This window comes from Paenibacillus sp. H1-7 (assembly GCF_022354825.1).
Classification (GTDB): domain Bacteria; phylum Bacillota; class Bacilli; order Paenibacillales; family NBRC-103111; genus Paenibacillus_S.
Genome location: NZ_CP031168.1, coordinates 6787539 through 6813910, shown reverse-complemented (window position 1 = coordinate 6813910; position 26372 = coordinate 6787539). Strand labels below are relative to the sequence as shown.

At 52.6% G+C, this 26372-nt stretch carries 23 protein-coding genes; 11 read left to right on the top strand and 12 right to left on the bottom strand.

Going from position 1 to position 26372, the window contains the following annotated elements; genetic code table 11:
- Positions 1 to 27: 27 nt before the first annotated feature.
- From DVH26_RS29975 to DVH26_RS29960, 4 genes are all read right to left on the bottom strand, one after another.
- Positions 28 to 1107 (bottom strand): bifunctional lytic transglycosylase/C40 family peptidase, encoded by a 1080-nt coding sequence (locus DVH26_RS29975; RefSeq protein WP_239628664.1) that lies wholly within the window; start codon positions 1105 to 1107, stop codon positions 28 to 30.
- Positions 1107 to 2975 (bottom strand): VirB4 family type IV secretion system protein, encoded by a 1869-nt coding sequence (locus tag DVH26_RS29970; RefSeq protein WP_239628663.1) that lies wholly within the window; start codon positions 2973 to 2975, stop codon positions 1107 to 1109. Before DVH26_RS29970 ends, DVH26_RS29975 begins: the two co-directional genes overlap by 1 nt.
- Before the next feature lie 151 nt (positions 2976 to 3126).
- A complete protein-coding gene (locus DVH26_RS29965) occupies positions 3127 to 4146 on the bottom strand; it encodes a hypothetical protein (RefSeq protein ID WP_239628662.1) in 1020 nt (339 codons plus the stop codon).
- Positions 4147 to 4165: 19 nt separating this feature from the next.
- Positions 4166 to 4432 carry a hypothetical protein gene (locus tag DVH26_RS29960; RefSeq protein ID WP_239628661.1) on the bottom strand — a complete coding sequence of 89 codons (267 nt, stop codon included), beginning with the start codon at positions 4430 to 4432 and terminating at the stop codon, positions 4166 to 4168.
- Between the two features lie 277 nt (positions 4433 to 4709).
- On the opposite strand from DVH26_RS29960, the gene DVH26_RS29955 reads away from it, so the two are divergent.
- The 5 genes from DVH26_RS29955 to DVH26_RS29935 all read left to right on the top strand — a co-directional run bounded on the left by DVH26_RS29955 (position 4710) and on the right by DVH26_RS29935 (position 10521).
- A complete protein-coding gene (locus DVH26_RS29955) occupies positions 4710 to 6548 on the top strand; it encodes a VirD4-like conjugal transfer protein, CD1115 family (protein ID WP_239628659.1) in 1839 nt (612 codons plus the stop codon).
- Between the two features lie 4 nt (positions 6549 to 6552).
- The gene (locus DVH26_RS29950; protein ID WP_239628657.1) at positions 6553 to 8145 is read left to right on the top strand and encodes a type VII secretion protein EssB/YukC; all 1593 of its coding nucleotides are present in this window, start codon (positions 6553 to 6555) and stop codon (positions 8143 to 8145) included.
- A 21-nt stretch (positions 8146 to 8166) separates the two neighbouring features.
- Positions 8167 to 8406, top strand: coding sequence for an antitoxin VbhA family protein (locus DVH26_RS29945; RefSeq protein ID WP_239628655.1), 240 nt, complete (start codon positions 8167 to 8169; stop codon positions 8404 to 8406).
- On the top strand, positions 8406 to 9071 hold the full coding sequence (locus tag DVH26_RS29940) for a Fic/DOC family protein (RefSeq protein WP_239628654.1): 666 nt from the start codon (positions 8406 to 8408) through the stop codon (positions 9069 to 9071). Before DVH26_RS29945 ends, DVH26_RS29940 begins: the two co-directional genes overlap by 1 nt.
- 181 nt (positions 9072 to 9252) lie before the next feature.
- Positions 9253 to 10521, top strand: a complete 1269-nt coding sequence (locus DVH26_RS29935) for an MFS transporter (protein WP_239628650.1) — start codon at positions 9253 to 9255, stop codon at positions 10519 to 10521.
- A gap of 49 nt (positions 10522 to 10570) precedes the next feature.
- Here DVH26_RS29935 and DVH26_RS29930 read toward each other — a convergent pair whose 3' ends face one another.
- Complete coding sequence (locus DVH26_RS29930) at positions 10571 to 11110, bottom strand: DUF2269 family protein (RefSeq protein ID WP_239628648.1); 540 nt, start codon at positions 11108 to 11110, stop codon at positions 10571 to 10573.
- A gap of 168 nt (positions 11111 to 11278) precedes the next feature.
- Between DVH26_RS29930 and DVH26_RS29925 the strand changes: the two genes are divergently transcribed.
- The 3 genes from DVH26_RS29925 to DVH26_RS29915 all read left to right on the top strand — a co-directional run bounded on the left by DVH26_RS29925 (position 11279) and on the right by DVH26_RS29915 (position 15861).
- Entirely contained in the window at positions 11279 to 11977 is a 699-nt protein-coding gene (locus DVH26_RS29925; RefSeq protein ID WP_239635539.1) for a response regulator, read from the top strand.
- Positions 11967 to 13364, top strand: coding sequence for a sensor histidine kinase (locus DVH26_RS29920; RefSeq protein ID WP_239628646.1), 1398 nt, complete (start codon positions 11967 to 11969; stop codon positions 13362 to 13364). Before DVH26_RS29925 ends, DVH26_RS29920 begins: the two co-directional genes overlap by 11 nt.
- Before the next feature lie 787 nt (positions 13365 to 14151).
- Positions 14152 to 15861, top strand: a complete 1710-nt coding sequence (locus tag DVH26_RS29915) for an arylsulfatase (protein WP_239628644.1) — start codon at positions 14152 to 14154, stop codon at positions 15859 to 15861.
- Positions 15862 to 16011: 150 nt separating this feature from the next.
- Here the strand turns inward: DVH26_RS29915 and DVH26_RS29910 are convergent, their stop codons facing one another.
- Entirely contained in the window at positions 16012 to 16917 is a 906-nt protein-coding gene (locus DVH26_RS29910; protein WP_239628642.1) for a helix-turn-helix domain-containing protein, read from the bottom strand.
- Positions 16918 to 17078: 161 nt separating this feature from the next.
- Between DVH26_RS29910 and DVH26_RS29905 the strand changes: the two genes are divergently transcribed.
- The 3 genes from DVH26_RS29905 (at position 17079) to DVH26_RS29895 (ending at position 20856) form a co-directional block, all read left to right on the top strand.
- Positions 17079 to 18416: an ABC transporter substrate-binding protein gene (locus DVH26_RS29905; RefSeq protein ID WP_239628639.1), complete on the top strand. Its 1338-nt coding sequence runs from the start codon at positions 17079 to 17081 to the stop codon at positions 18414 to 18416.
- A 24-nt stretch (positions 18417 to 18440) separates the two neighbouring features.
- Positions 18441 to 19970 (top strand): sulfatase-like hydrolase/transferase, encoded by a 1530-nt coding sequence (locus DVH26_RS29900; protein WP_239628637.1) that lies wholly within the window; start codon positions 18441 to 18443, stop codon positions 19968 to 19970.
- Positions 19971 to 20445: 475 nt separating this feature from the next.
- On the top strand, positions 20446 to 20856 hold the full coding sequence (locus DVH26_RS29895) for a DUF2188 domain-containing protein (protein ID WP_239628634.1): 411 nt from the start codon (positions 20446 to 20448) through the stop codon (positions 20854 to 20856).
- 167 nt (positions 20857 to 21023) lie between these two features.
- On the opposite strand, the gene DVH26_RS29890 is transcribed toward DVH26_RS29895, so the two are convergent.
- From DVH26_RS29890 to DVH26_RS29865, 6 genes are all read right to left on the bottom strand, one after another.
- Positions 21024 to 21338 carry a DMT family transporter gene (locus DVH26_RS29890; RefSeq protein ID WP_239628631.1) on the bottom strand — a complete coding sequence of 105 codons (315 nt, stop codon included), beginning with the start codon at positions 21336 to 21338 and terminating at the stop codon, positions 21024 to 21026.
- A gap of 5 nt (positions 21339 to 21343) precedes the next feature.
- A complete protein-coding gene (locus tag DVH26_RS29885) occupies positions 21344 to 21682 on the bottom strand; it encodes a DMT family transporter (protein ID WP_239628629.1) in 339 nt (112 codons plus the stop codon).
- Positions 21683 to 22018: 336 nt separating this feature from the next.
- Positions 22019 to 22921 carry a hypothetical protein gene (locus DVH26_RS29880; protein WP_239628626.1) on the bottom strand — a complete coding sequence of 301 codons (903 nt, stop codon included), beginning with the start codon at positions 22919 to 22921 and terminating at the stop codon, positions 22019 to 22021.
- 192 nt (positions 22922 to 23113) lie between these two features.
- A complete protein-coding gene (locus tag DVH26_RS29875) occupies positions 23114 to 24202 on the bottom strand; it encodes a hypothetical protein (RefSeq protein WP_239628624.1) in 1089 nt (362 codons plus the stop codon).
- Positions 24199 to 25662: a sensor histidine kinase gene (locus tag DVH26_RS29870; RefSeq protein ID WP_239628621.1), complete on the bottom strand. Its 1464-nt coding sequence runs from the start codon at positions 25660 to 25662 to the stop codon at positions 24199 to 24201. Before DVH26_RS29870 ends, DVH26_RS29875 begins: the two co-directional genes overlap by 4 nt.
- Positions 25659 to 26363 (bottom strand): response regulator transcription factor, encoded by a 705-nt coding sequence (locus DVH26_RS29865; RefSeq protein WP_239628619.1) that lies wholly within the window; start codon positions 26361 to 26363, stop codon positions 25659 to 25661. Before DVH26_RS29865 ends, DVH26_RS29870 begins: the two co-directional genes overlap by 4 nt.
- Between the last annotated feature and the right edge of the window lie 9 nt (positions 26364 to 26372).

Sequence of the window (26372 nt, the reverse complement as noted above, 5' to 3'; positions counted from 1 at the left end):
TTTCTCTGATGAAAGGGTCGAGCATTGTCATCGGCGGACAATCCGGCCATAGCCGTAAAGATGGCTTCTCCAGTAGCCGGATGTGAAGGAATCGATGCTCACTCCCGAGCTGTTGGAATTGATCATTTTGCCGCCGCCTATATACATGCCGACGTGGGTGACCGGGACACCGGCATCGTAGGTGCCGGTAAAGAACACAAGATCCCCGGGCTTCAAATCGCTTGCCTTCACCCGTACGGTGGCACGGTATTGATCCTGGGCGACACGGGGGAGATTAATGCCGGCGGCATGCTTGAAATTCCATTGCATTAAGGAGGAGCAGTCGAAGCCCTCCTTCGGCGAATTGCCCCCGAAGTTATACGGGAGTCCCAGATAGCCCCGCATGCTCTGATAGACCGAGTTAAAATCGAAAATTTGCCCTCCGGCCGCTGTGACGGCGTAAGAGTCCATACCGCCAAGATTGCGCATCACTTTCTCGACGTACGTGTAATCGCCGTAGCAGGCATTCACCTTGCCGCGAAAATCGTCCGGGTCGGGACAGCTCCACGACAAGAGACGGGTCTGCTCCTGGGAAAACTTCAGAGCCAGCTCCTTTGTATAGCTGCCTCCGTTGCGCTTCACATAGTCGATGAACCCGGAACCGTAGTTGTATGATTGCAGGGCGAGCGGGAGATCGCCTCCAGCTTGCTTGAGCACGAGTGCGAAGTTCTCCACTCCGGCGCGTATGGAGTACTCGGGATCCGTAATGCAATTCGGCCTCTTGCAGTATTTGCGGTTGGCCGGACTCTCGGAAGCCTGCATCGGATCCAGACCGGCGCCGCCGCTTTCCTGCTGCATGATGGCCAGAATGACCTGCACGTAGTCAGCCACTCCGAACTGCTGTGCATATTGGGTGACGACCGGTTCGTACCGGAGCACCTCCCGGCTCACATTGGCCATGCCGGGAGGATACGCGCCGTCTCCTCCTCCGCCGTCCGACGAGCCCCCGCCGAAGATGAGAATGATTACCATCATGACAAAGACACAAATGCCGAGCACCATATAGGCAATCGGCTTACGGAAATGCCATAGCTTGGATAAAATGAGATACAACGTACCCGGATCCATCAGCCGAACACTTCCTCACGCTTCAAGCCGTACAGCGGCTGCTCCTCCGGATCTTCCCCGTATTTTTGCCGGTACCAGCGGCTGTCCCACAGCCGCAGCTCCTCCTGGGTCAGCTCGACTTGAATGTGCACCTTTTTGGAGCCGACGACATAAATGCCTTTTCCGGCATTCTTATGCTTCTCCGCATCCTCTACGACGAGAAGCCGCTGCTCGGCCTCCGAAAACTTTTCCGATGTTTTGTTCATAATGTCCTGAATCTCCTGAGCGGTCATCGGCAAATACAGCTTGGTGACGGAATTCAAAATAACGGCTTCCCCGTGATTTCGGGAACCGTCAACGGCTGACAGGAAGTCTCCGACCTGCTGGGTAGCGGAGGTGACGCCGCCCTGGAACGAGCGGATCAACTTGTACATCGAGCTGAGAAACTCCATGGCGGTCGGGTTTTTCGGATCGGCGAGAATATGAGCCTCGTCCACGTAAATCTGTTTCACTTTCGTTCTGTCCATCGTAGCGTCGTCGGTCAAAAATGTCAGGATGTTGTACATCGCCACTTGCCGCAGGTCGGACTCCGACCGTAAATCGTAAATATCGAAATTAATTAGGTCATTGGATAAGTCCACATTCGTGTACCCGTTGAACGCTTTGGAATAGGAGCCTTCCACATAAGGGTACAGCACCTGGTAAAATCCGCTCAGCGTCTCATAGGTCCGGTCCGTTTCGATCAGATGACCGATCGTCCGGTACAAATCGCTCATGATCGGGAAATCGGTGCTTTTCAGCCGGGAGAAATCGGTACCCCACTCGATCCCTTTGCGGCGGTACGTTTCCACTATGGCTTTCTCCAGCAGGGCCAGCTCGACTTGCTGATTGACCAGCGATTTATACATTAGAGTGAACATGGTCTTTAACCGTGCGATTTTTTGATGCAGCAGCGAGACGGCGACCGGATTCCCGTCTTCATCAAGCATGATGGAGGAATTCATGATTTCAAACGGATTGATGATATCGCCGGAGGTTGGGGAGATCTTGACCCATATGCCCCCGAGCCGCTCGAATTTGCGTCCGAATTCCGCTTTCGGGTCGATGGTCCGGATGATCGTGCCTTGAATCCAACGGCGCATCATATCTCCCCAAATGTAGGTTGACTTCCCTCCCCCGGAAGTTGCGATGACCACCTCGTTGCGGTTGATCAGCTGATCGTGGTCTACGACGACGACCGAATGCGTCTTCAGGTTTTTGCCTTTCACTACCCCGCGATCCGCAAAAATCTCCGCTTCGTCAAAAGGAAACAGGCTCGAGAGCGCTTCGCCGTCAAAATTGCGGTACGTCATTTCCGGCAGGTCGTTAGACCGGATAGGGAGCGCGGATGTAAATGCGTCGAGCATCCGGGTGTTCGGTATGATCGCCTTCAGATTCCGTCCGCACTTCGCCTTGACCGTACTCGTTAACCGCTCCAGCTCCTTCAGCGACCGCGCTTGCAGCAGGATGTACATATGCTGGTCGAAAATTTTCTGATTCCGTCCCGAGGTCAGATTGTCCAGCAGCACTTCCGCATCCTCCAGCTCCTTCTGCAGACGGATCGCGTCCTTCGGCTGGATTTTCGGCTCGTTCATCCGTGCCTTCAGCTCGATGATAGCCCGGTTCAGGGAGGTGATCATCCCTTCCGAGGAGCGGGGAGCGATATGATGCGACAGCGAGATGTTGCCGCTCGTTTCGTGCAGCCCCGACAGCCAGTTGATGAGCACATCGTTCGCATAATGGGCGACCGCCAGCACCCTGACATAGTTGCGCCCGAGGCGGAGATGATCGAGCTCCTCCTGGATGCTGTCCGGTGCGAGCATATCGAGAAAAGCGGAGTTGTCGTCCATCAGCTGCTCCAGATGAGGGCGATCTTCCGTTTGCTTCTTTTTTCTTCTGAATATGGAAATCACCTCCTAAGAGTTTTTGCGTTAGCAAAAACTTGCTGCGTAAGGATAGGCTGAGTTTTTGCGTTAGCAAAAACTTGTTGCAAAAGCATAGCTAAAAATCGTTCGCGAGCCGCTCCCGTTCCTCAATCCGTTTGACGGCGGACACCAGGTTGCGGCGTCCGATCAAATATTCCATTTCCGTTTCATCGGTAACCGTATGGAGCTGCGCGTTCTCATAATCATAGAAAATTTGCAGTGCCTTCTTGAGCTCCTCGTTCGTAAGCTCCGCCGCATCCAGCCGATGGCGGAACAGCATATCCTCCAGCCGCTCGATATAGTGATCCCGGCGAACGCGCAAGCGGATCATCGCCTGCTCCAGCGAGCCTTCCTTGCTTGGCTCATACTTCTCGTCGAATACGAGGAACCGGTTGCGCCGGATCATCTCGCGGTTTTGCTGTATGCTCTGAGCGTAATCGATATAGGAGCTGAGCAGTATTTTTTTGTGCAGATTGCCGGTGGCGTTTCGTTTCAGGCGCAGCTCCTCTACGTACCTGCTCATGTTGATCGGCTCGGAAACGCGCAGAATTTGGACCGGGTCATCCAAATTAGTAAGAAATTGCTCATATCCTTCCATCACCTGAATTTGCTCGTTCAGCGACATCAGGCTTAAGTTCACGGCGGATATCGCGATGATTTTGACAAGCCGGTGGTCGGCCGTTTCGATCGTTTCGCTGAACACCCGGCGGATAGGAATGAGGTCCTGAGCGCTGCGTTCGCGGGGGATCGACGGTTTCTTTTTGCTCACCTCGCTTCCCTCCTCCTTACGGATCGCTTTTTTCATGAACAAGTATGTGCGCTGGCGGCGGTTGTAAGCCACCTTCCACCGGAAAAACCGGAATGCCCGAATATTCGGCCGTTCCTTGATGGGGCGTATAAAAACCGCGACAGAGGTCAATACGACGGGCAGCAGCCCTACGATAAGCTTCATTTCCAGCATGCCGTCCGCGAGCCAAATGACTGCTATGCAGAAAGCGACGGACGGAGCAAGAATAACGACGTCGATCAGCGTAATGAATTTCCACACATGAAACGTGCTGTCGACTTGGTTAGGAATTTTGTAACGTCGTTCCATTACAGATCATCACCTTTGGTTAGCGGATGTTAAACTTCAGCCACCCGATAATGACGCGCGACAGCAGCAGGACAATAGTAACGCCGCACACATAGAACAGCCCCGATTTGAATTTGGCCTTGGAATGGTCGTCATGGGACATATAGGCGGCCAGCACTAGTCCGATAATGGACAAAACGGCGATGGGAATCGCTAAATTGAGAAATCCGGTTACGACTTGTTTATCCAGAAAATCCGTAATTTTTTTAAAAGGATCGTCTGCAAGCGTCATGGATCTGAATTTCATACCCGGTGTATCCTCCTTACGCACATTGTGCAGTGGCTATCGGTTGCCTCTTAACTTTTCCACTCTAGCTTACGGTCCAAGAAGCGCGCAATCGTACGATATTTCCATATTTTTGTGTCCAATGTACCTTTTTGTGGAACCAATTCCGGAAGGTGGGACCATGTATCCAAAAAAACACCGCTTACGTTCGATATTACGAACGAATGTTGGGTGATACGATAAAGAAATCCATGGGTATTTTTGTAAACCAGATGCCTGTGCGGACTGGAGGTGTTGCATGCAGCAACAGATTCAAAAAAGGCTGATCGGCTCCTTACTGCTCGGCCTGGTGGCGGCAGCCGTCGTCGAATGGTTCGTTATAACTACCCTGACCTGGATATCCAGACCGGCGGAGGAACGGGATTTCGAGCGGATTACCCGATCCATGTGGCAGCCGCTTAAGCTGTTGAAGGAAGCCGGGCTGCACCCCTCTTTTTGGGAAAGCCAGCTCATTCCGCTAGGTATATGGCTCCTTGCCGCCATTGCGGTTTTTGTCAAGTTCGGCCAGACCCGGTCGTTTCAGGAGGCTTCCCAATACGGGGCGTACGGTACGGCCAAGTGGGCGAGTACGGCAGAGGTGTTTAATGACCGGACCTTCGTGAAAAGGACGTGGAACAAACGCTCATCCGGTTCGCCAAACCAGGCTGCGAATTCGTTGGAGCATCCGAATCTTGGCAATCCGGCCGGACTGCTGTTCGGGACGCTGCAGGGCAAGCCGGTGATTTTGCCTGAGGATACGGCGATTCCGAACCGGAACGTGTTTGGAGTCGGGGGACCGGGGTCGGGCAAGACGCAGTCGTATATCTTGACCAATATCATTCACGAACGGAATCGTTCCATTGTCGTGACGGATCCGAAGGGCGAGATTTATGAAAGCACGGCCTCTATTAAAAGAGAGCAGGGCTACGAGGTCCGCCTGATCAATTTCAAGGAAATGGACGTCAGTGACAGATACAACCCGATTGACTACATTGAGCGCGAGGTTGATGCGGAGCAAATTGCCACCGCATTGTTCCTTAACTCCCAGAACGGCGACAAGAAGATGGACTTCTGGGGAAAAGCCGAGATCGCTCTGCTGACGACGCTGCTGCTGTACGTCAAATACGAATGCGATCCGGCGGACGCCAATATGGACATGGTCCGCTACATATTGACCACTTATGGCCGGACGCCGGAGGATATGGATTTGTTTTTCGGCGGACTCGAGACGGATCATCCCGCCAGCATGGCGTATCAGATTGTCCGGATGGCGGAGGACAAGGTACGCTCGAGCATCTTCATCTCCCTTGCCGTCACGATGTCGAAGTGGAACTCGAAGACGGTGCAGTCGTTTACCGCAGCATCCGATTTTCGCCTGGAGCATGTCGGGGAGAAGAAGATGATCGTCTACGTCATCCTTCCCGTAGCCGATTCAACCTGGGAGATGCTGACGTCGAACTTCTTCACCCAGCTGTTCCAGCAGCTCTACCGCCTGGCCGACCGGCACTATAACCGGCTTCCTCGAGCCGTCAACATCATGCTGGACGAATTCCCGAACATCGGCAAAATCCCCAATTACGAGGAGCTGCTGGCAACGTGCCGGTCCTACGGAATTTCGTGCAGTACGATTGTCCAGTCGGTAGGACAGCTGATCGATAAGTATTCCAAGGAAAAGGCGGAAGCGATTATCGGCAATCATTCGATCCGCTTCCTGCTTGGTGCGGGCGATCATTTGACCGCCAAAACCTTTTCCGAGCTGCTCGGGGACACCACAATCCGTACGGATTCCCGTTCCGTCTCGAAAAGCCATAAAGCGGGAGGAGGCTCCGACTCTACTTCCCAAAGCTATGCCAAGCGCTCTTTGATGACGCCGGATGAAATTATGCGCATGCCGCGGGAGGAAGGGCTGCTGCTCGTATCCGGAATGAACCCGATCCGGATGCGCAAAGCGTTCCAGTTCGAATTTTTCCAGGGCGTTCTTCACGAAAGGGAAAGCCGGTTCCGCTATCCGGAGTTTTCGGGCAATATCCGACGGCCTTACATTCCTCCGTATGCAAGAATCGCAAGCGACTACGAAGCAGAAAACACAGGGAAGTGAAGGAATGGCCAAACATTTCGATTTTAACGGCGGAACCTTGATCATTACGAAGGATGTAGTGAAATACCGGCTGCCCAAAAAGGTGACGCTCGCAGAATCGCCTGAGCAGCTGGCCGATTTGAAAGAGCTGCCGGGTGATTTTCTGTTCCCGCTTAAAACGGTGGAGTTCGAGGATGATTCCCGCCAGGATTTTATTTTCTATTACAGCATAGAGGACGGCTTCAATCCGTTCGAAAAGACGAGGACGAATAAACTGGATTCGAAGCTGCACATCGTGGATTCGTTGATACGTCTCGGCGAGTATACGGAGGAGCTGTATCGGACGAAGGGAATTACGATTCTGCTGGAGCCTGTCAACATCTATATCGACTCCTTGAACAGGACGAAAGCGTTGTTTGCCGGGATCGATACGATACTGCCCTCATCGGGATTTCACGACGACGATCTTCTGGAGCAGGTGAAGCGGCTTATTCTGATGCTGTTCAGCTCGGTGCCGTATGCCGCTATGAAAAGCAAAGGCATCGGGGCAGCGAGAGAGAAGCCGGCGCCGGGAGCGCAAGAATTTCTGATGACGATACTGCGCTGCAAATCGTTCGATGATTTGCGCCTTGCAGCGGCTCAGCAGAGAGACCGGATGGACCTCGTGGAGAAAGAGATCGCGGCGATGAAGAAGGAGCAAATTCATACCGGGCTTCGCGAATACCGGAAATGGATTTGGATGGGCGCTTCGCTTCTCCTGGTCGTTTTGGCGGGACTCATGCTGGTTGTTTACACGTCGGGATACAACAGCGGAAAAGACGCGGCCCATGCCGCCGTATTGGCCGGAGCGTCTCCCGAGCCGGCCCCCATCGTACAGGAGGACGTCCTGAAGGCGCTTCGGCTCGGTGCGGGAGCCAAATACAAGGATGCCATCCTCCTCTTTCAGAAGATCGACCCGAAGCAGCTGACGGATGAGGACAAATACGCCTATGCTATTGCTTTGCTGAAGCGGGGAGCGGGACTGATGGCGCTCGACGTGTTCCCGGAAAAGGAAATCATCGATTTGGTCGTGCAGGATTTCGTAGACAAGAAAAACAACCTGGCGATCAAGCAGATCAAAGTGGACGCTCCGGTCGTCAAATTCGAAAAGGCTGTTATCGACGGAAATACGAAAGCCATAGTGGAGCTGCATAAAGGGTTAGAGCTGGATAAACGGCGGAGCAGGATTGTAGCGGAAGCGTACATGAAAGAAAACAATCTGGATGAGGCCGGAACGTATGCATTAAAAAGCGGCGACGACAAGCTGGTGGCGAAGGTCCGATTCGAGAAAGCCGTCGCTGCCAAAGACCCCAAGAAGATCATTGAGCAAAAGGACTTATTTACTCTCAAGCCCGCGGATGAAGCGCAGGTTGCCATAGCCTACGCCGATCTGGGCGATACGGCTAACGGCTGGACGCATGCAGAGAAAAGCGGCGATGTGAAAGCGATGATTTATGTGAAGAAAGCGATTGTAGGCGAGCTTTACGTGAATACGGCTTTGAGCTACCAGCAGCGCGACGCGCAGATTGAGAAGCTGAGAGTCGAAATCGAAGCGCTCGAAGCGAAGCTCCCTAAATAAGAGAATCCATGAGGAGGATGAATGATGGGTAATCATTTTGAAGAAATGGAGAAAAAAAGGCTGGAGCAAAACCGGAAGAAGCAGCAGGATAAGGAAACGGATGCGGTAAGGGCGGTAAACAATGCGAAGGCAAGCCTTGAAATAGACGGCATGAAGGTGAGTGAGGAGACGGAGGCCATCATGCTGAAATATGCGAAGGGTGAGCTGACGGAGCAGCAGGTACTGGAGCTGATCAAACCGAAGCCGGGGAAAACGGACTGATGGCGGAGGAATTCAGAGATCCGTACTTGTATCCGGATATCGATGTGATGCGCAACAAGTTTGGAATCCGGGATCAAGCGAGCCTGCACAAAGCGGAAGTGGATCATGTGATGTTCCGTCTCGTTCAGCTGGAGCAGAAGCCGATCCCCGGCGATATGGATGCCAAGCATCTTCAGGCCATCCATAAGCATATATTCCAGGATGTATACGACTGGGCCGGGGAATATCGCGTCGTGGACATGACGAAGTACTACGATAACTTGGGGATGCGTATGGGCTATTGGCACCATCGGGATATCGGAGATGCGCTCGGCAAAGTGACCGGCAGCTTAAGGGAGGAGGGCTTCCTGAAGGAGCTGCCGAACAGCGAGGCGTTTGCGCAGAGAGCGTCACGTTACATGGCGGCGATCAATCAGGTGCATCCTTTCCGCGAAGGGAACGGACGGTCGCAGCGCGAGTTCATCCGCACGCTTGCTCTGAACGCCGGCTACCGGCTCGATTGGGCTAGGGTACCGGAGCGGGAGCTCACTAACGTGCGGGCCAATTCTCTCGTCGATCATGGAGAAAGACTTGCGCCGGTTATGAAGCAGTGCATCGTCAACTCCAGACCGGACCCGCAAATCGCGAGGTCTGTTCCGAAGCCCGGGAGGACGATGGAACGATAGTACACGGGCTGCTGAGGAAGCAGTCGGGACTGCCCATGAGAGCAAGATAGTACATGTTTCGCAGCATGGAAATCCATGGTTTCTTCCATTACTACGGAGTAATCTTAACTATAGTCGTTGCGACGGCTGCTGTTTTCTATGCGATCATCGCACATACTACTAGTAAAGAAGGTTACTCCAGATGGAAGCATGGAAGCGCAATTTGTTCATTTTATGGTTCGGTTCGTTTTTCAGCTCGGCCGGAATCGGCATGATCATTCCCTTCTTGCCCTTATACGTCCAGGAGCTCGGCATTCACGACGTGAAGCAGGCTGCACTCTGGGCGTCGATGATTTTCGGTATCAATCATTTGATGATTGCGCTGGTGTCGCCCTTCTGGGGCAGATTCTCGGATATGTACGGGCAAAAGCTAACGATGATCCGCTCCGGCATCGGTCTCTCGATCATCATCGCGGCGATGGGGCTGGTGCATACGCCGCTCCAGCTGCTGCTGCTAAGGGCTTTGTTCGGGACGATGGGCGGATTCGCCGTCTGTGCGGTCGCCTTGATGGCGATCGAAGCGCCCAAGGACCAGGTGGGCAAAGCGCTCGGGACGCTCCAGACGGGGCAGGTCGCAGGGCAGCTGCTTGGTCCGCTGCTTGGAGGCATAATGGCCGAATGGCTGGGAATGCGGAATTCGTTCTTTTTTACAGGCTTATTTATTATGATTGCCACAGTGCTGGTCATCGTCGGCGTGAAGGAAACGCGCAAATATCCGAAGTTCCGGTTCGAGCATTTGAAGCGGAAGGAAGCGGACGTTCCGAAGCCGGAGAAGCTTCGTCTGAAGGAGATTGTGCAGGAGAAGCCTGCTCTGTTGACGCTGTTTGTGTCCACATTTTTGATTGCAGCCAGCTTTCAAAGCATTAGCCCCATCATCACGCTCTATGTCAAAAGCATGCATGTCGAGAACCATATAGAGCTGATGGCCGGACTCATCTTTGCATCGAGCGCCCTCGGAACCGTTATCTCGGCTCCGATTCTCGGCAAGCTGGGCGACAAGCACGGGCATATGAAGGTGCTGCTCATTTCGCTCTTATTGATTTCGATATTGTATATCCCGCAGGCGCTAATTACGGATCCGTGGGTCTTGATGGGAGCGCGGTTCTTGTCCGGCTTGTGTGTCGGCGGATTGATTCCGTCCATCAGCTCGCTCTTGCGCAGCTTGACGCCTACGTCCATTCAAGGCAGCGTCTTCTCTTACAACGCAAGCGCCAATTCGCTCGGCAACGTGTCAGGCTCCTTATTCGGCGGAGTCGTAGCCAGCAATATGGGCATACCGGTCGTTTTTTATATTATTGTCGGAGTGTTCTTCATACACTTTCTTATGCTCGGCCTGCAGACGAGAAGGATTCATCATACGAAAAGCGTGGAGCAGCAACAGTCAGCGGCAACCCACCCGCGTTCGTCATAAAAATACGTTTCTCGAAAAGCAAAGCGGCCCTAGCGGCCGCTTTCTTTGTTCATCGGGTCGTAAGGCTGCCTGAAGCCCGGTCCTTCTTTTTGCGCAGCTTGCCGAATGGCTTCAAGTAGGAGATCGCCGTCATGAAGACGAGTGCAGCGATGTTGGCAATGGAGCCTCCGATCAGATTGTAGCTCGTCTGTAAAAAGACCGGATTGCTCAACGCTTCGAACCTCGTCCGATCCGCTTCGTGAAAGATCTGCGAAAGCCAATCCCCCATATAGACGATACCAAAAGCTATGAATGCCACCGTCAATGCCAGCTTAATCACGATCCAGTAGTATTTGAACAACCCCCACTGCGACCAAACGGACAACGCCAGCCCAGTAAGCAAAGCGACGAGCGCCGTATAACGGATCATGATGTGATCGACCAGATTCATATTGTCCAATGTGTAATACAGCTGCTCCCCGTTATCCGCACGAAGCATGGACAAGCCGAGCATCAGCATGACTACGGCTCCTCCCAGCCAGAACAGCGCCGCCAATACGTGAATCGTCACCAGCGATTGTTTTTGCGGTTGAGTTAGTTTGTAGGCCATGATTTTCCCTCCAAAATGAATTTTATCTTGGTATGTACATGATCCTATCAGCCGAATGTTGCGATCTTGTGGAGAAAGTATCGAGAGGCTGTGGCGTTTCCCGAATATTCCATCAAGTGGTGTATAATGAGGACACACGAAAAGGACAGGAAGGCAGGGCGATACGGCATGGCCGTCAAAATATTGATCGTAGAAGATGAAGACAAGATCGCTTCGTTGATGGAAACGTACCTTCAGTCGGAAGGATATGAGACGGCGGTTGCCAGGGACGGAGCTGCCGCCATCCGGCTGTTTGCCGAAAAGAAACCGGAGCTCGTCGTTCTCGACTGGATGCTGCCGGGAACGAACGGCTTGGATGTATGCCGTCACCTTCGCAGTATCGGTGCGCCGGGCATTATTATGGTTACGGCCAAAACCGAGGAAACGGACAAAATTATCGGCTTGGAAATGGGCGCAGACGATTATTTGACGAAGCCCTTCAGTTTAAGGGAGCTTTCGGCACGCATCCGGTCGCTCCTGCGGCGGATGAACCGTACGGACAGCCGCGGGCAGGACAGTGTGCTCCGGCGAGGGAATCTGACCATCCATGAGGAAAGCCTGCAAGTGTTCAAAGGAGATAGGGAGCTGCGGTTAACGCCGACCGAATTCAAGCTGCTTCATTTGCTGGCGTCGAAGCCTGGCCGTGTATACAGCCGGATGCAGCTGCTTCAGCACGCGTTCGAAGAGGAGTTCGTGATCGACGAGCGGACGGTGGATTCCCATATCAGTAAGCTGCGCAAAAAAATCGAGGACGATACCGACGCCGCGGCCTATATTCAAACGGTATACGGGTTCGGGTACCGGTTCGGGGCAGATCATGAAAATTAGAACGAAGCTGATGCTTTCGATGAGTATCCTCATCGTATTTATCGTGATGTGTTTGTTCTTCGTAACTCACGTTCAATTTTATATTGTGCGGGATCTTGCTTATTGGGATGAGAAGGAAGTTTTTACCGGACTGAGCCAACAATTCGAGGAATACTATGCAGCGCACGGCGATTCATGGGAAGGCTTGGACAGGGGGATGGGGGTAAGCACGGATAGGGATGCCGGTGCCGCTGCAGCGGCGGGAACCTTCGGAAATGAGCGGTTTTTTCCGGAAATCGCCTTGGTGCATAACGAACAGCTCTTTTACAAGAAAGGGCGGCTTGAACTGAGGGAAATGCGGGATGAGGCTTTTCCCCTGTTTCTTAAAGCGGACGGGAAGCCGATAGGCCATCTGTATGTCATGAGCGACAGACAGCTCAAAACGTACGAATTCAAGACGATGTGGTACGGCATTATACCGAGTATCGCCCGGGTATCGCTATTGCTGACCGGATTGGTCGCCATGATTATCATCTTCCTCTTGTCATGGAGGCTGACTTCGCCGATCCGCAAAATGATTAAAGGAATCGATGCGATCAAAAGGGGAGACTCCGAAGCCGCTGTGTTTCCCGTCCGCAGAAAGGACGAATTCGGCGCCATATCGAGAGCGCTCCGGGATATGCACGAGAGCATTGAAAGCTTGGAGCGCTCGCGGAAGCAGCTTATGTCGGACGTGGCGCATGAATTGAAAACCCCGCTGATGATCATACAGGGGGAGCTGGAATTGGCCCAGGAATTGGACCGGCCCGTGGATCAAGCCCGTATCGCGTCGCTGCTGGATGAAGTGCTTCGGCTCACACGTCTCATTCATGAGGTGCTGGAGCTGTCCAAGCTTGAGGCGGGAAGGATGGAGCTCCGATCTGCAGCCGAAAGTTTGGCGGACGTGGCGGAAGGTGTTATCGACAAGGTCCGTTACTTGGCGGAAGATAAGCAAATCGACATCTCCTTGCACAGTCCGGACGAGCCGGTCCTCGCGGAGATAGAGAAGCACCGGATCGTCCAAGCGCTTTATAATATCGTTTCCAATGCGATCCATTATACAGAGCCCGGCGGCAGGGTAAGGATCGGGGTAGAACGACAGTACCGGGCCGACAGCAGGAAAGAATACGCTCTGCTGACTATCGAGGATACGGGAATCGGAATCCCTGCCGGGGACCTTCCGCATATTTTCAACCGGTTTTACCGGGTGGACGATTCTAGAACCCGCCACGGCGGGGGGACAGGACTGGGTCTCGCCATTGCTCAGCAAAACATTATGCTGCATAAGGGTTGGATCGACGTTCACAGCGAAGTAGGCCGGGGGACGACGTTCCTCGTTTATTTGCCGATGGATCGTGTGATGGACTGAGTTTGTGTTAATCCCGCATCAACCTACCCTGTAGAATTTTAAGATATGTCCGTAAATATCGAAGGCTTCCAATCATTCAACTAGTTTATAATAGGATCAGAACCTCAATGGGACGTCCGAGGACATCCCCAATGGTGTATCGGCAGCCTGTGGAACTCATAACGCTCCCGACCATCATTTATTGTATGATATCGAAAAAGATCCTGAGCAGGTGACGCCAATACAGAATCATGCCCTGGAAGAGCATTACGCCTCCAAGCTCCTCCAGTTACTGAAACAGTACCAGGCGCCGGAATGGCAATACGCGAGGATGGGCTACAAGGATGTTTCATTATAACATGCGCTTGAAGAAGAGGACGGCATCCCATGGCAAGGGGTACCGTTCTTCTCTTTTAGGTTACTCCTACTTGAGTGAATAACTAACGTAAACGTATCGTCACCATTTTCCTCTTAAACTATATGGACAAAGGCTTTATACTGAAAAAGCAAAATAATAGGTATGGATGGGGGAAGTTCCTCCATCCTGTTTTTGTTGTATAAGAATACGAAGACAAAAAGAATAAGGCCGTGGCGGTTACGGTAACCGAGGATTCTTGCGATAGCGAGAGTCTTTTTGTCGTTGCGGCTCCCCGCTGCTTCCAACAAATTAATCGAATCGGCAAAGTGCTTAATCGATCCTGCCGTAGGCTCGAATAACGCATGCTGATATAATTTCCCTGTACATGATTGCAGGTGTCCGGCTGCACAAGGCGGCTGATTCAAGAAAATCTATCGGAGGCATATGGGGATGAATAAAAAAATATCGCGGAGGGATTTCATGATCGGACTCGGAGCGCTGGGCGGAACCATTCTTGCCGCTTCGGCAGGAGGCGGGCTGCTTAGTTCGTCGAACCCGAATGGCGAAGCAATGCCTGCAGGAAACGGGAGCGTTCCGCAGCTTCCTGCAGCCATGAAAAAAAAGCCTAATTTCGTCCTTATTTTGGCGGATGATCTCGGATATTCAGATATCGGCTGCTACGGGGGCCATATCGAAACGCCGAATTTGGATAAGCTGGCCGCAGGAGGAATCCGGCTGACCCAATTTACGAATACGGCCCGTTGTTCGCCTTCCCGAGCCTCGCTTCTGACGGGGCTTCATCCTCATCAGGCAGGAATGGCGCATCTGCAGGGCTACTATGGACCTTACACGCTGAAGCTGAATGACAGCTGCGTGACGATCGCCGAGGTGTTGAGGGAGAACGGCTATGGGACATACATGTCGGGCAAATGGCATTTGGGTCCTGGGCTGCCGCATCAGAGAGGCTTTGACAAAGCATACCATTATCTCGGCGTCGACTATTTCGCCACTGAACGTATTACGCTTAACGGGGTGAAGATCGATCCTTCGTCTATCGGCAAAAACTATTATTCAACGGACGATATGACGGATAAGGCGATCGGTCTTCTGGAGGAGCATATGAGCGCGACGCCGGAAAAGCCTTTTTTCCTGTACATGACTTATACGGCTCCGCATTTCCCGCTTCAGGCTAAGGACATAGATATAACCAAGTATAAGGGCCGGTTCGACCGGGGATGGGACGCTCTGCAGCAAGAGAAATTCGCCCGGATGAAGGAGATGGGCATTATCGACCCGGATTGGGAGCTGCCCGCAATGGACGATTCAGGAGCCGGCGCTTGGGAGAAAGAGATCTCCAAGTCATGGAGGCTTCGGGCGATGGAGGTTTATGCCGCGATGGTTGACAGTATGGATCAAAATATCGGAAGACTTATCCAAACGCTGGAGAAGTCCGGCGAGCTCGACAATACGTTCCTCGTATTTCTATCCGACAATGGCGGGAACGCGGAATTTCTCCATATTAAAGATACGACGAAGCTGCCCGGCGGGCCGGGCTACACGGAGGGCAACGGTCATTACGGTGCCGGTTGGGCCGGTTTATCCAATACCCCCTTCCGTATGTATAAGCATTATATTCATCAGGGAGGCATCGCGTCTCCTTTCATCGTCCACTGGCCTGCCGGCTTGAACGAGAAAGGAGTACTGAGGAAGATGCCTGCTCAGCTTACCGATATAATGGCAACCGTTCTCGAATTGAGCGGCTCTAAGTATCCGGAGGAATATAAAGGGCATAAGATTATCCCTGCCGAAGGAACGAGTCTTCTCTCCATTCTCGAGAACGACACGACGAGCAAGCAATATTTATTTTGGGAGCATGAGGGGAATTGCGGCGTCAGGAACAACAACTGGAAGCTGGTTAAATTCGAGGATTACCCATGGGAGCTGTACGATTTGGAGAAGGACGGGACGGAGATGCACGATGTGGCCGGAAGTCAGCCCGAGATCGTGAAGCAGCTTAGCGACGAATATGAGAAATGGACGAAAAGGGCGAACGTCATGAACAAACGGGAGTACCTTAAATACTGGATGGGAAACAACGATGGGAAAGGGCCGACCGGTCCTATCGATTTACGGAAGATTAAAGGGGTACCGAGTGCCTAGTGACAGAATGGACGGCAGACTTACGATGAGGCGGACAAGCTTAACTGTTCGCAGGATAAGACAGCAGCAAGCGCAGCCGTCGTACACCAAGCCCGCTCGCATGACAGGTGCGAAGCGGGCTTGGTTCCGTTGCTGAGCCTTGCTCCCAAGCTACCCTTGAACGCTGCCATAATAACGCTTCCGGTATTGGTTGGCCGGAAGGGATTCGTACGCGCTGAACACCCGGCTGAAATGATTCAGCGTCTCGAAGCCGGAAAGCTCCGCAATTTCCTTAAGCGAATAGGATGTATTGACGAGCAGGTCCTTCGCGCGCTGAAGGCGAAGCTGCCGCAAATACTCCGAAGGCGAAACGCCCAATGTTTTGCGGAACAGAAGGCGCAGGTGGCTTTCGCTTATATACGAATATTGGGACAAATCAGGCAGCGTCAGCTTCCTGTCCAGATTCCTCTGCATATAGGTGCACAGCCTGCGGATACGGGGGTCGATCTCCTGGGGCTCGTCAGGCAAATAGCACCGCATCATGTCGAGGAAACGGGCAAACCAGACGTGGAACGAGGCGTTTACGGCTAGCAAAGCGGCCGTCTCGTCGGTATTGACCCTAGCTATGACCAGCTGCGGCTGATTCAGCGCATTAAGCTCTTTAATCACTTGCAGAGATTGCACCAGGAGCTTCGCGGTCAGACTCGAAAGCTCCTTAAAGGAGGACGTATCCGCCACTCTCGTTAGCAGTGGGAGCTTGTACAGCTCCGCAAAGTTTAAGGAACCGATCTTTATATCGCAGCCTATCGTATAGAAGTGAAACGGGACTGAATTCGGATCGCTAGACAGAACGGTTCTGGGGGTTTGAGGCGGAATGACAACGATGTCCCCGGCCTGCACTTCATGAAGAAAGCCGTTCACCTCGATCGTTCTTTTTCCTTCCACGACGACCCATATAATCGTTTTTGCGTAACTCGCCCGAGGAAACTCCGTTTCGGCGTTCACAACATTTTCGATTACCCAGGCCATTCGTATAAATAGGTCCTCGACAAATTTGATTCTGCTTAGTATGGCCACCCGAGCCGTCCTCCTCCTTAATTCATATCAACATAATCGAAAATGCATAATGTATAATCGGTTTCTCAACATACCCGTATGCTACTATTTTATTGTAGCACATTCGCTCATCGGAAGTGTGCAAGCGTTTACGGGAATCGAAAAATGGGAGGTAAGCATCGTTGAAAAAGAGAAAGCATTTGACGGCGTTGATGACGGTTATTCTCGCAATTGCACTCGCCGGGTGCAGCTCTGGAGGGCCGAAGGATGGCGCGGGAAACAAGCAGAACGAGAACGTTCAACCGGCAGAGAAGGCGGATGTCATCGAGAAGCCGGTTACGTTAAAAATCTATTTTCCTTTTACCGACGACGTTTACAACCGATTCGTAAAGGAACCGATTGAGAAAAAGTTTCCTAACGTTACCTTGGAGCGGCTGGTACCGGAAAAAAGCGGTCCCGAAGGGATGGACATTCTACTGTCTGCCGGCAACGCTCCCGACCTGTTCTATGCGGTGCCTGGATGGTACGGGAAACTTCAGCTGAGCCATGTGTTCGAGGATCTGACACCGCTTATCCAAAAGTATCATTTCGATATGGGCAGACTCCATCCACAAGTGCTTGAAACGATCAAAAGCTACTCCAAGGACGGCAAAATCGAAGTCATGCCCGAAAGTATGGCCACGCTCGTTCTCGTGTACAACAAAGCGATATTCGACAAATTCGGGGTTCCCTATCCGAAGGATGGCATGACATGGGAACAGATTATGACGGTTGCGCGCGACGTCAGCAAGACGGATAACGGCACTGCTTTCAGAGGGCTCGATTTTGACCGGCATTTCCCGATTAACAATAGCCAGATGTCGCTGCCGTTCGTCGATTCGAAGACGAATAAAGCGATCACAGCCTCGGACGGATGGCAAAAGTTTTTTTCGACGCTGAAGGCGGTATACGATATCCCCGGCAATAAGCCGGACAAGACGATCGGTAACGGACTTTTGTTTTATAAGGACAAAACGCTTGCCATGTATGTCAGCCATATCAACTATTTGAACAATTTGATGACGATTCCGGATTCGGAGCTGCAATGGGATATGGTGACGATGCCGAGCTTCAGCGATGTGCCGGGTACGGGTACACAAGTGAATACCCCCTACTACGGCATTACGCCTACATCGGCCTATAAGGATGAGGCTTTCAAGGTGATCGCTTACTTGCTGTCGGATGAAATGCAAACGTTTTACAATAAAGAAGGACGGCTGACGGTCCTGAACGATAAAGCGATCCGCGATCAGTACGGGGCCAATCTGAAGCAGCTGTCCGACAAAAACGTGAAGGCTGTAACGACGCTCCAGCCGGCTAAGCCAAGACCTTTTACTCTTTATGACGATTATGTCGTCATTCAGTTGTCTAACGCGCTGCAGAAGATGGCTATCGACAACGTTGATTTGAACACCGCTTTGAGAGAAGCCGGAGAATTGGCTGACAAAGAGATAGAAAATCATATCCAAATGATGAAATAGCAAAATAGACAAGGAGTGAGCCAGATGTTCAGACCTAACATTCTACTTATTCAAACCGACCAGCAAACGGCGGAAACGTTAAGCTTGTACGGCAATCCGGTACTGCAAACCCCAGCTTTGGAGCGTCTTGCTGAGAAGGGGGTCGTGTTCGAGCTTGCGTTCTGCAACTATCCGGCATGCTCGCCCTCGCGTTCATCCATGTTTACGGGCCGTTACGCATCGACTATCGGCGTGCATGCGAATCATATGCTGATCAACCCGAACGAAACGACGCTGCCTCAGGTGTTGAAGGAGAACGGCTACCAGACAGCGATTATCGGGAAAAATCACGCGTTCATGAACAACGCGGCCCAATCGTACTATCCAGGCTCCGTTCCCGAGAAGGCGAGTCTGCTGCGGCAAGTATTCGATCATGTCCGTCTTGCCGATCACGGCCATATGGTCGACGGGCATCGCAACGATCCCGAATGTATCACGGCTCATGAATGGGCACAGCGCAACTGCTGGAACAGCCCGCTCGGACATGGCGCAAATCCGGCCAGGCCGGAGCATTGCGGTACCTACCTCCTCGGCCAAGCGATGGTTGACTACTTGGAGAAGGGGAGAGATCCCGAGAAGCCGTTCTTCACGTGGCTGTCGTTCCCGGATCCGCATACTCCGTACCAGGTGCCGGAGCCTTACGCCAGTATGATCGACCCGGCCGATGTGCCTTTGCCGCCAAAGGACAATCTGGATGGCAAGCCGGAGAGGCAGAAGGTCATGCACGTGATGGACGCGATGGATCGCGCCGACGACGAATTGCTCCGCAAGGTACGGGCCATTCACTACGGCATGATCCGGTTTATCGACGACACGCTCGCGACTATTTTCGCCAAGATGGAATCGCTCGGTTTAATGGAACATACGATGATCATCTTCACCTCCGATCACGGAGATTCCATGGGGGCGCACGGGCTCATCCAGAAGCATAACGGGTTCTATGATTCGTTTACGCATGTTCCATTTATCGTCTATACCCCGGGTTACAAGGGACCGAAGCGAACCGGCCATATGGTCGAGCTGGTTGACGTCATGCCGACTTTGCTGGATATGGCGGGTGTACCGGTTCCATACGGATGCCAAGGCAGGAGCCTCGCACCCTTCCTTCGCTCGGAGCAGGAATACGTCCCTCGGGAGTATGTGGTCATGGAAAGCGGGGAAGAGGGAGAGCCGCCGAAGCTGTCTGATATTACGGGCCGGCCGGAGCATCCGCTCGACGAGCGGTACTTTGTTTGGTGCGCTTACCGGGATGCCTGGCTGGGCAAAGGGAAAAGCATCCGCACCCGCGACTGGAAGCTGAACGTCTACGCGAACGGAGAAGGGGAGCTGTACGACTTGAAGAACGACCCCCACGAGCTGACGAACCGGTTCGGCGATCCTGCCTATGACGCTATCGTCCGCGAGCTCGAACGAAAGCTGCTCCTGTGGTCGATGGCCAAAGAGGATCGCCTCCCGATGAATACGACCGTTAAATTGAATTACGAGGATAAGAGGAAAGAAAACGCGAATACGTGATGATCCCCAAGGCACCGGATGGATTTGTAAAGGGATCGGACTTACGGTCCGCTATTTGGCGAAAAAAGCCCCCAAGCGGGGAGTGATCGGACTTGAGAGCCGTTATTCGTTCATAACGCATTGATTTTCGACGAAAATGAGGGGAATAACGGATCTTATGTCCGCAGGCAGGGGGGACTGCAAGATTTTAGAGAAATAGCGGATGTACGGTCCGCATCGATGCTCGTAGTCAAGTGATCGGACCTACGTTCCGCTATTTGGTGAAAAAGGCCTACAATTCGGAGCGTCTTCCTTCACAAAAAGTAAAGAAATAAGCCCAAGACCACCGAGCTTTTCTACGGCGAATCGCTCCAATACTCCCCATCCCTTGTCCGCCGCTGGTTCTGTCCTATCGGATTGGTTTGTTTCGATATGTAATGAACAGGCTAAGTAATGGTAGGACAACCATCACCCAACATCAGAGGAGGGACAGACTATGCCGTGGAGAAAAAACGATTACCCCGTTTCCATGAAAAATTTGGAGCCGCGAGTAAGAAACAAAGCAATCGAGATTGCTAACGCTTTACTGGAAGAAGGCTATGAGGAGGGCCGTGCAATTGCGATAGCTACGGCAAAGGCAAAAGAATGGAATGACGACCATCCGCTTCACCATCGCCATGGTGACGAGCACCGGCTGAAGCGGGAGGGGAGCGCCTCCAACCTCCATGTCGTTCCTTGCAAGGACGGATGGGCTGTGAAGGAAGAAGGCGCCGTCCGCGCGCGGCTTACTGCGGAAACAAAGGCAGAGGCGGTAGAGCAAGCGAGAGCCTGGGCATCCGATAGCAACAAGTCGGCGATCATTCACCGCAAAGACGGTACGGTGGAGACAGCGTATAATTACACATAAGGAACAGGCACTCTCTCAAGAAAGCGAAGAAACCGGAGGTCTTGATGCATAAGGATATTGGAAAAAAACAGGTCAGCACCAGAATAGGGTACTGACCTTGTTTTATGCTTTATGAAGTTATTAAAATTGGTTACAATAAGTTCGATAATCAATTGATGTTCGATAATTTAAGATACGAGCTTCAAGCCGACCGCGGCAACGAGAACCATCGCAATGAACAATATGCGCTTAATGTCTTTGGATTCGCGGTATAGCACCATACTTAATATCGCGCCTCCGGACGCGCCAATTCCTGTCCAGACGGCGTAAGCCGTTCCCATCGGCAGTGATTTCATTGCGAGAGCAAGGAACAGGAAGCTTGCGCCGAATGCGCCGAGCATCAACGCTAACGATTGAAAATTTCGCTCTTGATTCAGTTTGTTAATGGTTGTAACACCGAACATTTCGAAAATACCGGCCAATACAAGATATACCCATGGCATCAGAATCAGCCTCCTTCCGCGGTTTCTTTACTTTTCGTTACAAGCTTCAGTCCGACGACACCGGCGAGCAGAAGCAGAATGAGCACGATTTTGACTGCTTTGACCGGCTCATCGAACAGAACAATTTCCGCGAGCACCGTTCCGGCGGTTCCAAGCCCGACGAAAACGGCATATACCGTGCTGACCGGCAGCTGTCGGCTGGCAACAATCATAAGGTAAAAGCTCACGTAAATAGCGATAGCCGTACCGATCCAAGTCCACACATTGTAAGAGTGCTTTAGTCCGATAACCCAGAATACTTCGAAAACAGCCGCAATAACTACTTTAAGCCAGTTGTTGTTCATGACCCCGTTCCTCCTTAGGCTCTTTGTATATTTTGCGAGTCTGCGCCAATAAATATCCTATCATTTAAAACATTATTTCCTTTACTGGCTGCTTTTGCACGCAAGAAAGAGTTACCTAACTAATATTAGTTAGGAATCATTCTTGCACATTTTCTAACGGGTGTCAATCGTTTTTAAAACAAAAGGTGAGAGGAAAAGAACCAACTCAAAAAAAGTATCGAGCAAGGCGGATGGCCTTATTCGATACTTTTTTTCATTCTGAAGTGGATGCTAAAGCGCTGGGGGGGCCAATGACAGGGCAGCGAGCAGCGCAATGGCGGCGGACTTGCTGCTCCGTTAGCCCCCGTTCGAGGACGGGATGGCGGAAGGAACCGTCGGCGGAGTATCCGGCGCGACCGGCTGCGGCTCAGCGGAGCCAGCCGCCCGAGAGGCGCCGTCGCGCTGCGAGGCCTCGGGAGCAACGGGCTGCGGCTCAGCGGAGCCAGCCGCCCGAGAGGCGCTGTCGCGCTGCGAGGCCTCGGGAGCAACGGGCCGAGGCTCAGCGGAGCCAGCCGCCTGAGAAGCGCCGTCCCGCTTCGAGGCCTCGGGAGCGACGGGCCGAGGCTCAGCGGAGCCAGCCGCCTGAGAAGCGCCGTCGCGCTGCGAGGTAGCAGGAACCGGCTGCGGAGCCCCGGCAGAAGCTGCATCGCGAGAAGCGCTGTCGCGCGGCGAGGCAGTAGGAACCGGCTGCGGAGCCTCGGCAGAAGCTGCAGCGCGAGAAGCGCCGTCGCGCGTCGAAGCAGCAGGAACCGGCTGCGGAGCCTCGGCAGAAGCTGCAGCGCGGGAAGCACCGCCGCGCTGCGAAGCCGCGGGAGCGACTGGGCGAGGTGCGCTGGAGCCAGCCGCCTGAGAGGCGCCATCGCGCTGCGATGCCTCTGGCGCGCTCTGCTGCGGCTCGCCGGAGCTTGCAGCCGCCGTGCCGCCGTCCGCCGAAGAAGCCGACTGCGATCCGGCTCCCTGGATTGCGGACGAAGTGCCCGCCGCTGCACCGCTATCGGTGCTTCCAGCGTCAGCCGGCTTGTCGGCGGCTTCCTTGCTGCCCGGCTCCTGCTGTTTGGAGCCGGTATCTGCGCTTTTGCTACGGTCGGTCGAAGCCGCCGTACCATTGGTATTCGTTGCGCTTTCGCTGCTGCTGCAAGCAGCCGATGTCAATAGAAGGGCGAAGCTTAACAGAAGGATAGCTTGACGTTTCATTTGCATAGGGGTGTACTCTCCTTTGCGTCATCAGAGGATCATGAACGACTCCTATCCTAAAGCAAAGATGTGTACAGCATGTCTCCAACTTGTAAACAAAGTGTAACAGCGGCCGGCGATACCAGCGCGTTAAACCCTATCCATCCCTGCATAACAAACGCATCCCCGTCTAACGCCGCGGCGATAAACGGGGATGTCTTATTTCAATTCCAGTATGAGCGGATCCGTTACAACGACCTGAGCGGAAGCCACGGGGCGCGGCTCATAGGCTTTATTGCCGTTGAGCACAATTTTTTTATTGTCGGGACTCCATTCCAGCTGGAACGGCACAATCCCTTTATAAACCTCTTTTTCGTTTAACAAGCTGTTTCCTTGCACCTTGGCGACATAGAGAGAGTCGCGGCCTCTGGAATAAACGATCATCTTTCGGTCGGGCGAAAGCCGGAAGCTCCCGATTTGCTCCGTCACGACGCTCGTTGTGTTATTACGGCGGTCAAACACGATAAGAGCTCCGCTGGAACCGACGAGCATCACTTGATCGTCGTTCATAAAATCGAACGTTCCGAAGTCGCCGGCAATATCATGCTCGTATAAGCTTGCGAAGCCGGTTTCGTCCAGCTTGCCGTAAACGAGGGAATACTGTCTGCCGGACGATCGTACGAGAAGAGCGCTTGATCCGTCGTTCGATATTTTAACCGCCAACACATTCCAATCGGGAATGGGATATTCCTTCATCTTATTGGCTGCAGTATCGTAAACGGCGATAGCCCTTCCCGCTTGTCCCGTCTTTTGCTCGCTATAAGCCGTATAACGGCTGTTATTCGACCAGGTCAGCATACTGACCCGCATCGCTTCCGTAGATAATTCACCGATTTCCACGGGCTGGGAGCCGGTTAGCCGAAGCAGCTTCATCGTTTCTTTCCTATCAGCCTGAACGCTGGAGACGGCGAACGATCCATCCGGCGATAAGCCTTGAATCTCCGTACTTCCTTCCAGATTGATCCACGTTTCGTAGGAATTATGCTTATAATCGATTCGGTCGAGGCTTCGGCTCCGGCTTGTTTTCCAGATCGTCCCTAGCAATTCATCCTTCGATTGCCAGCCAAGAATATTCCCGTTTTCCGACAGTTTATAAATGGCGCTCAATTCCATTGCTTCGTTTGCCGCCGGAGAGCTGCCGCTATCCCCGGTTTCGGGGATGATGATTGTTTTGGATTTCAGAGATGGCGCGCATCCCGCCAAAACCAGACTTAGCAACACGATACAGACAAGCATCCGGTTCATCATGCAGGTTCCCCCGTGTTTTCGTGATGAGGCAGTACAATCGTTACCGTTGTCTCATGATTTACACTCTCGATAGAGATCGTTCCTTGATGCTCGTCAACAATAGCTTTGCATATGCTAAGTCCGAGCCCGCGGCTTCCGGATTCATCTTCATCCCGCGGACCGGCACGATAAAACGGCTCGAACAGCTTGCTCCATTGATCGGGCGGGATCGTATCGCCCTGATTCGTAACGGTGAATCGGATCCCGTCCGCAGCAGGAATGCCTGAGACGGCAATCACCGTATGAGCTGCTCCGTATTTTACTGCATTGTCGATAAGGTTAATGAACAGCTGCTTAAGCTTTTCCGAATTGGCGTAAACCCACAGGTCATGGCCTGCTGAGCATTCAATGGTTTTTTTATACCGCTCGGCTTTAAAAGCCATCCCCTCGCACACCCCGTGCAGCAAGGAACCGGCCTCGACGAGCTGCGGCGCTTCTTCCATGGAGGCTTCCTTGGACAGCTCCAACAGCTTCACCACCATCCCGTGAAGACGGTCGCTCTCTTCAATAATGTGGTTCATCCCTTTGCGAAAGAATGCCTCGTCGCTCTGCCCGTTCTCCTTAATCAGCTGCGCATAGCCGAGGATGGAGGTCAAGGGCGTTTTCAACTCATGCGTGACATTGTCGTAAAATTGCTTGCGATGCAGGTTCAGCTCGTTCAAGCGATCGCGGTCGCGCTCTATGGTGCGGATTTGCCGGTTGATTTTTTCAATCATCAGATTGAAGTTATGCGCCAGCTTTCCGATTTCATCCCTGCGGCGAATGCCGATGCGGGTATCCAAATTCCCGTTCGTCACATCCGTGGACGCTTTGGTAAGCTGAACAATGGGGATCGATATATTTCGCGATAAAATATACGAGAACAGAAAGGCGGCGGCAAAGATGGCGATCGTAACATAGAAAATAAAGTCCAGAATGTGCCTGCTTTGCTCATAAAGCAAAGAGAAATCTTTGACGAACCGCAGTATACCGACCTTTTTGCCGTCGATTTCCACCGGATACGAGTAATAAACTTCGGCGGCACGGTTGGAATACTGGACGGTAAAAGACGTTTGCCCGTTCAAAGCGTTGTGAAGGTCTTCATCGCCTTCACGCGACAACGGGAAGCCTGCGGACGATTGCAGCTTGTCGCCCTGGACGGAATAGGCGCTGACGTGACTGGAGCTTACGTGGCGAAGCTCGTCGACCAGCTCTTTGGACATTTGCTGAAAATATATTTCATCACTGGCATAGTGATTGATCATAAACATCTGCTTAACGTACACATTGCTGTTCTTTTTCAAGGCGATAAGGTCTTGGGTAATGATGTTCTCATTGCTAGATTCGACGATACGTACGACAAAATGGTTCAGCAGCAGCAAGGACACGGAAAAGATGATCAGGAAGCCGACCAGAAATTTCGCTTTGATCGAGCGGATCATGGGCGGGACACCGTCTGCTTCTCGAATTTATAACCGACGCCGAATACGGTTGTAATCAGATCGTTCGCGTCAAGCTTTTTGCGCAGCCGTTGAATATGAATATCGACCGTACGGGTATCTCCGAAGTAATCATACCCCCACACAAAGTCAAGCAGCTCGGTTCGTGTGAATACTTTGCCTCTGTAATTGTACAGCGTCATCAGGAGATCGAACTCTTTGGGGGTGAGCTCTACGACGGTATCGTTTTTGGTAACCAGCCGCTCCGTTGGCACGATCTTAATGTCCATAAATCGGATTGTCTCATCACCTGCACTATCCACCGGACGGTTCGTTTGGGACCATCTCCGGAGAATCGTGCGAATTCTCGCAATAACCTCTCTCATGTCGAACGGCTTCGTAATATAATCGTCGGCTCCGAATTCCAGCCCGGAAATTTTATCGGATATATCGGATTTGGCCGTCAGCATAATGATGGGGATGTTGTAGATTTCCGTTACCATTTTGCATATGTCAAGGCCGCTCACATCAGGCAGCATCCAATCCAGCAGCAGCAAATCCGGGCGGAATTGCCCGATCTGCTCAAGCCCCTCCGAGCCTTTGCTGGCCGTTCGGGTTTCAAAGCCTTCCTTGGTCAGCCCGTAGGCGAGCAAATCGGCAATCGCCGTCTCATCTTCGATGATCATGATTTTGGCTTGTTCCATGGGCTCCAC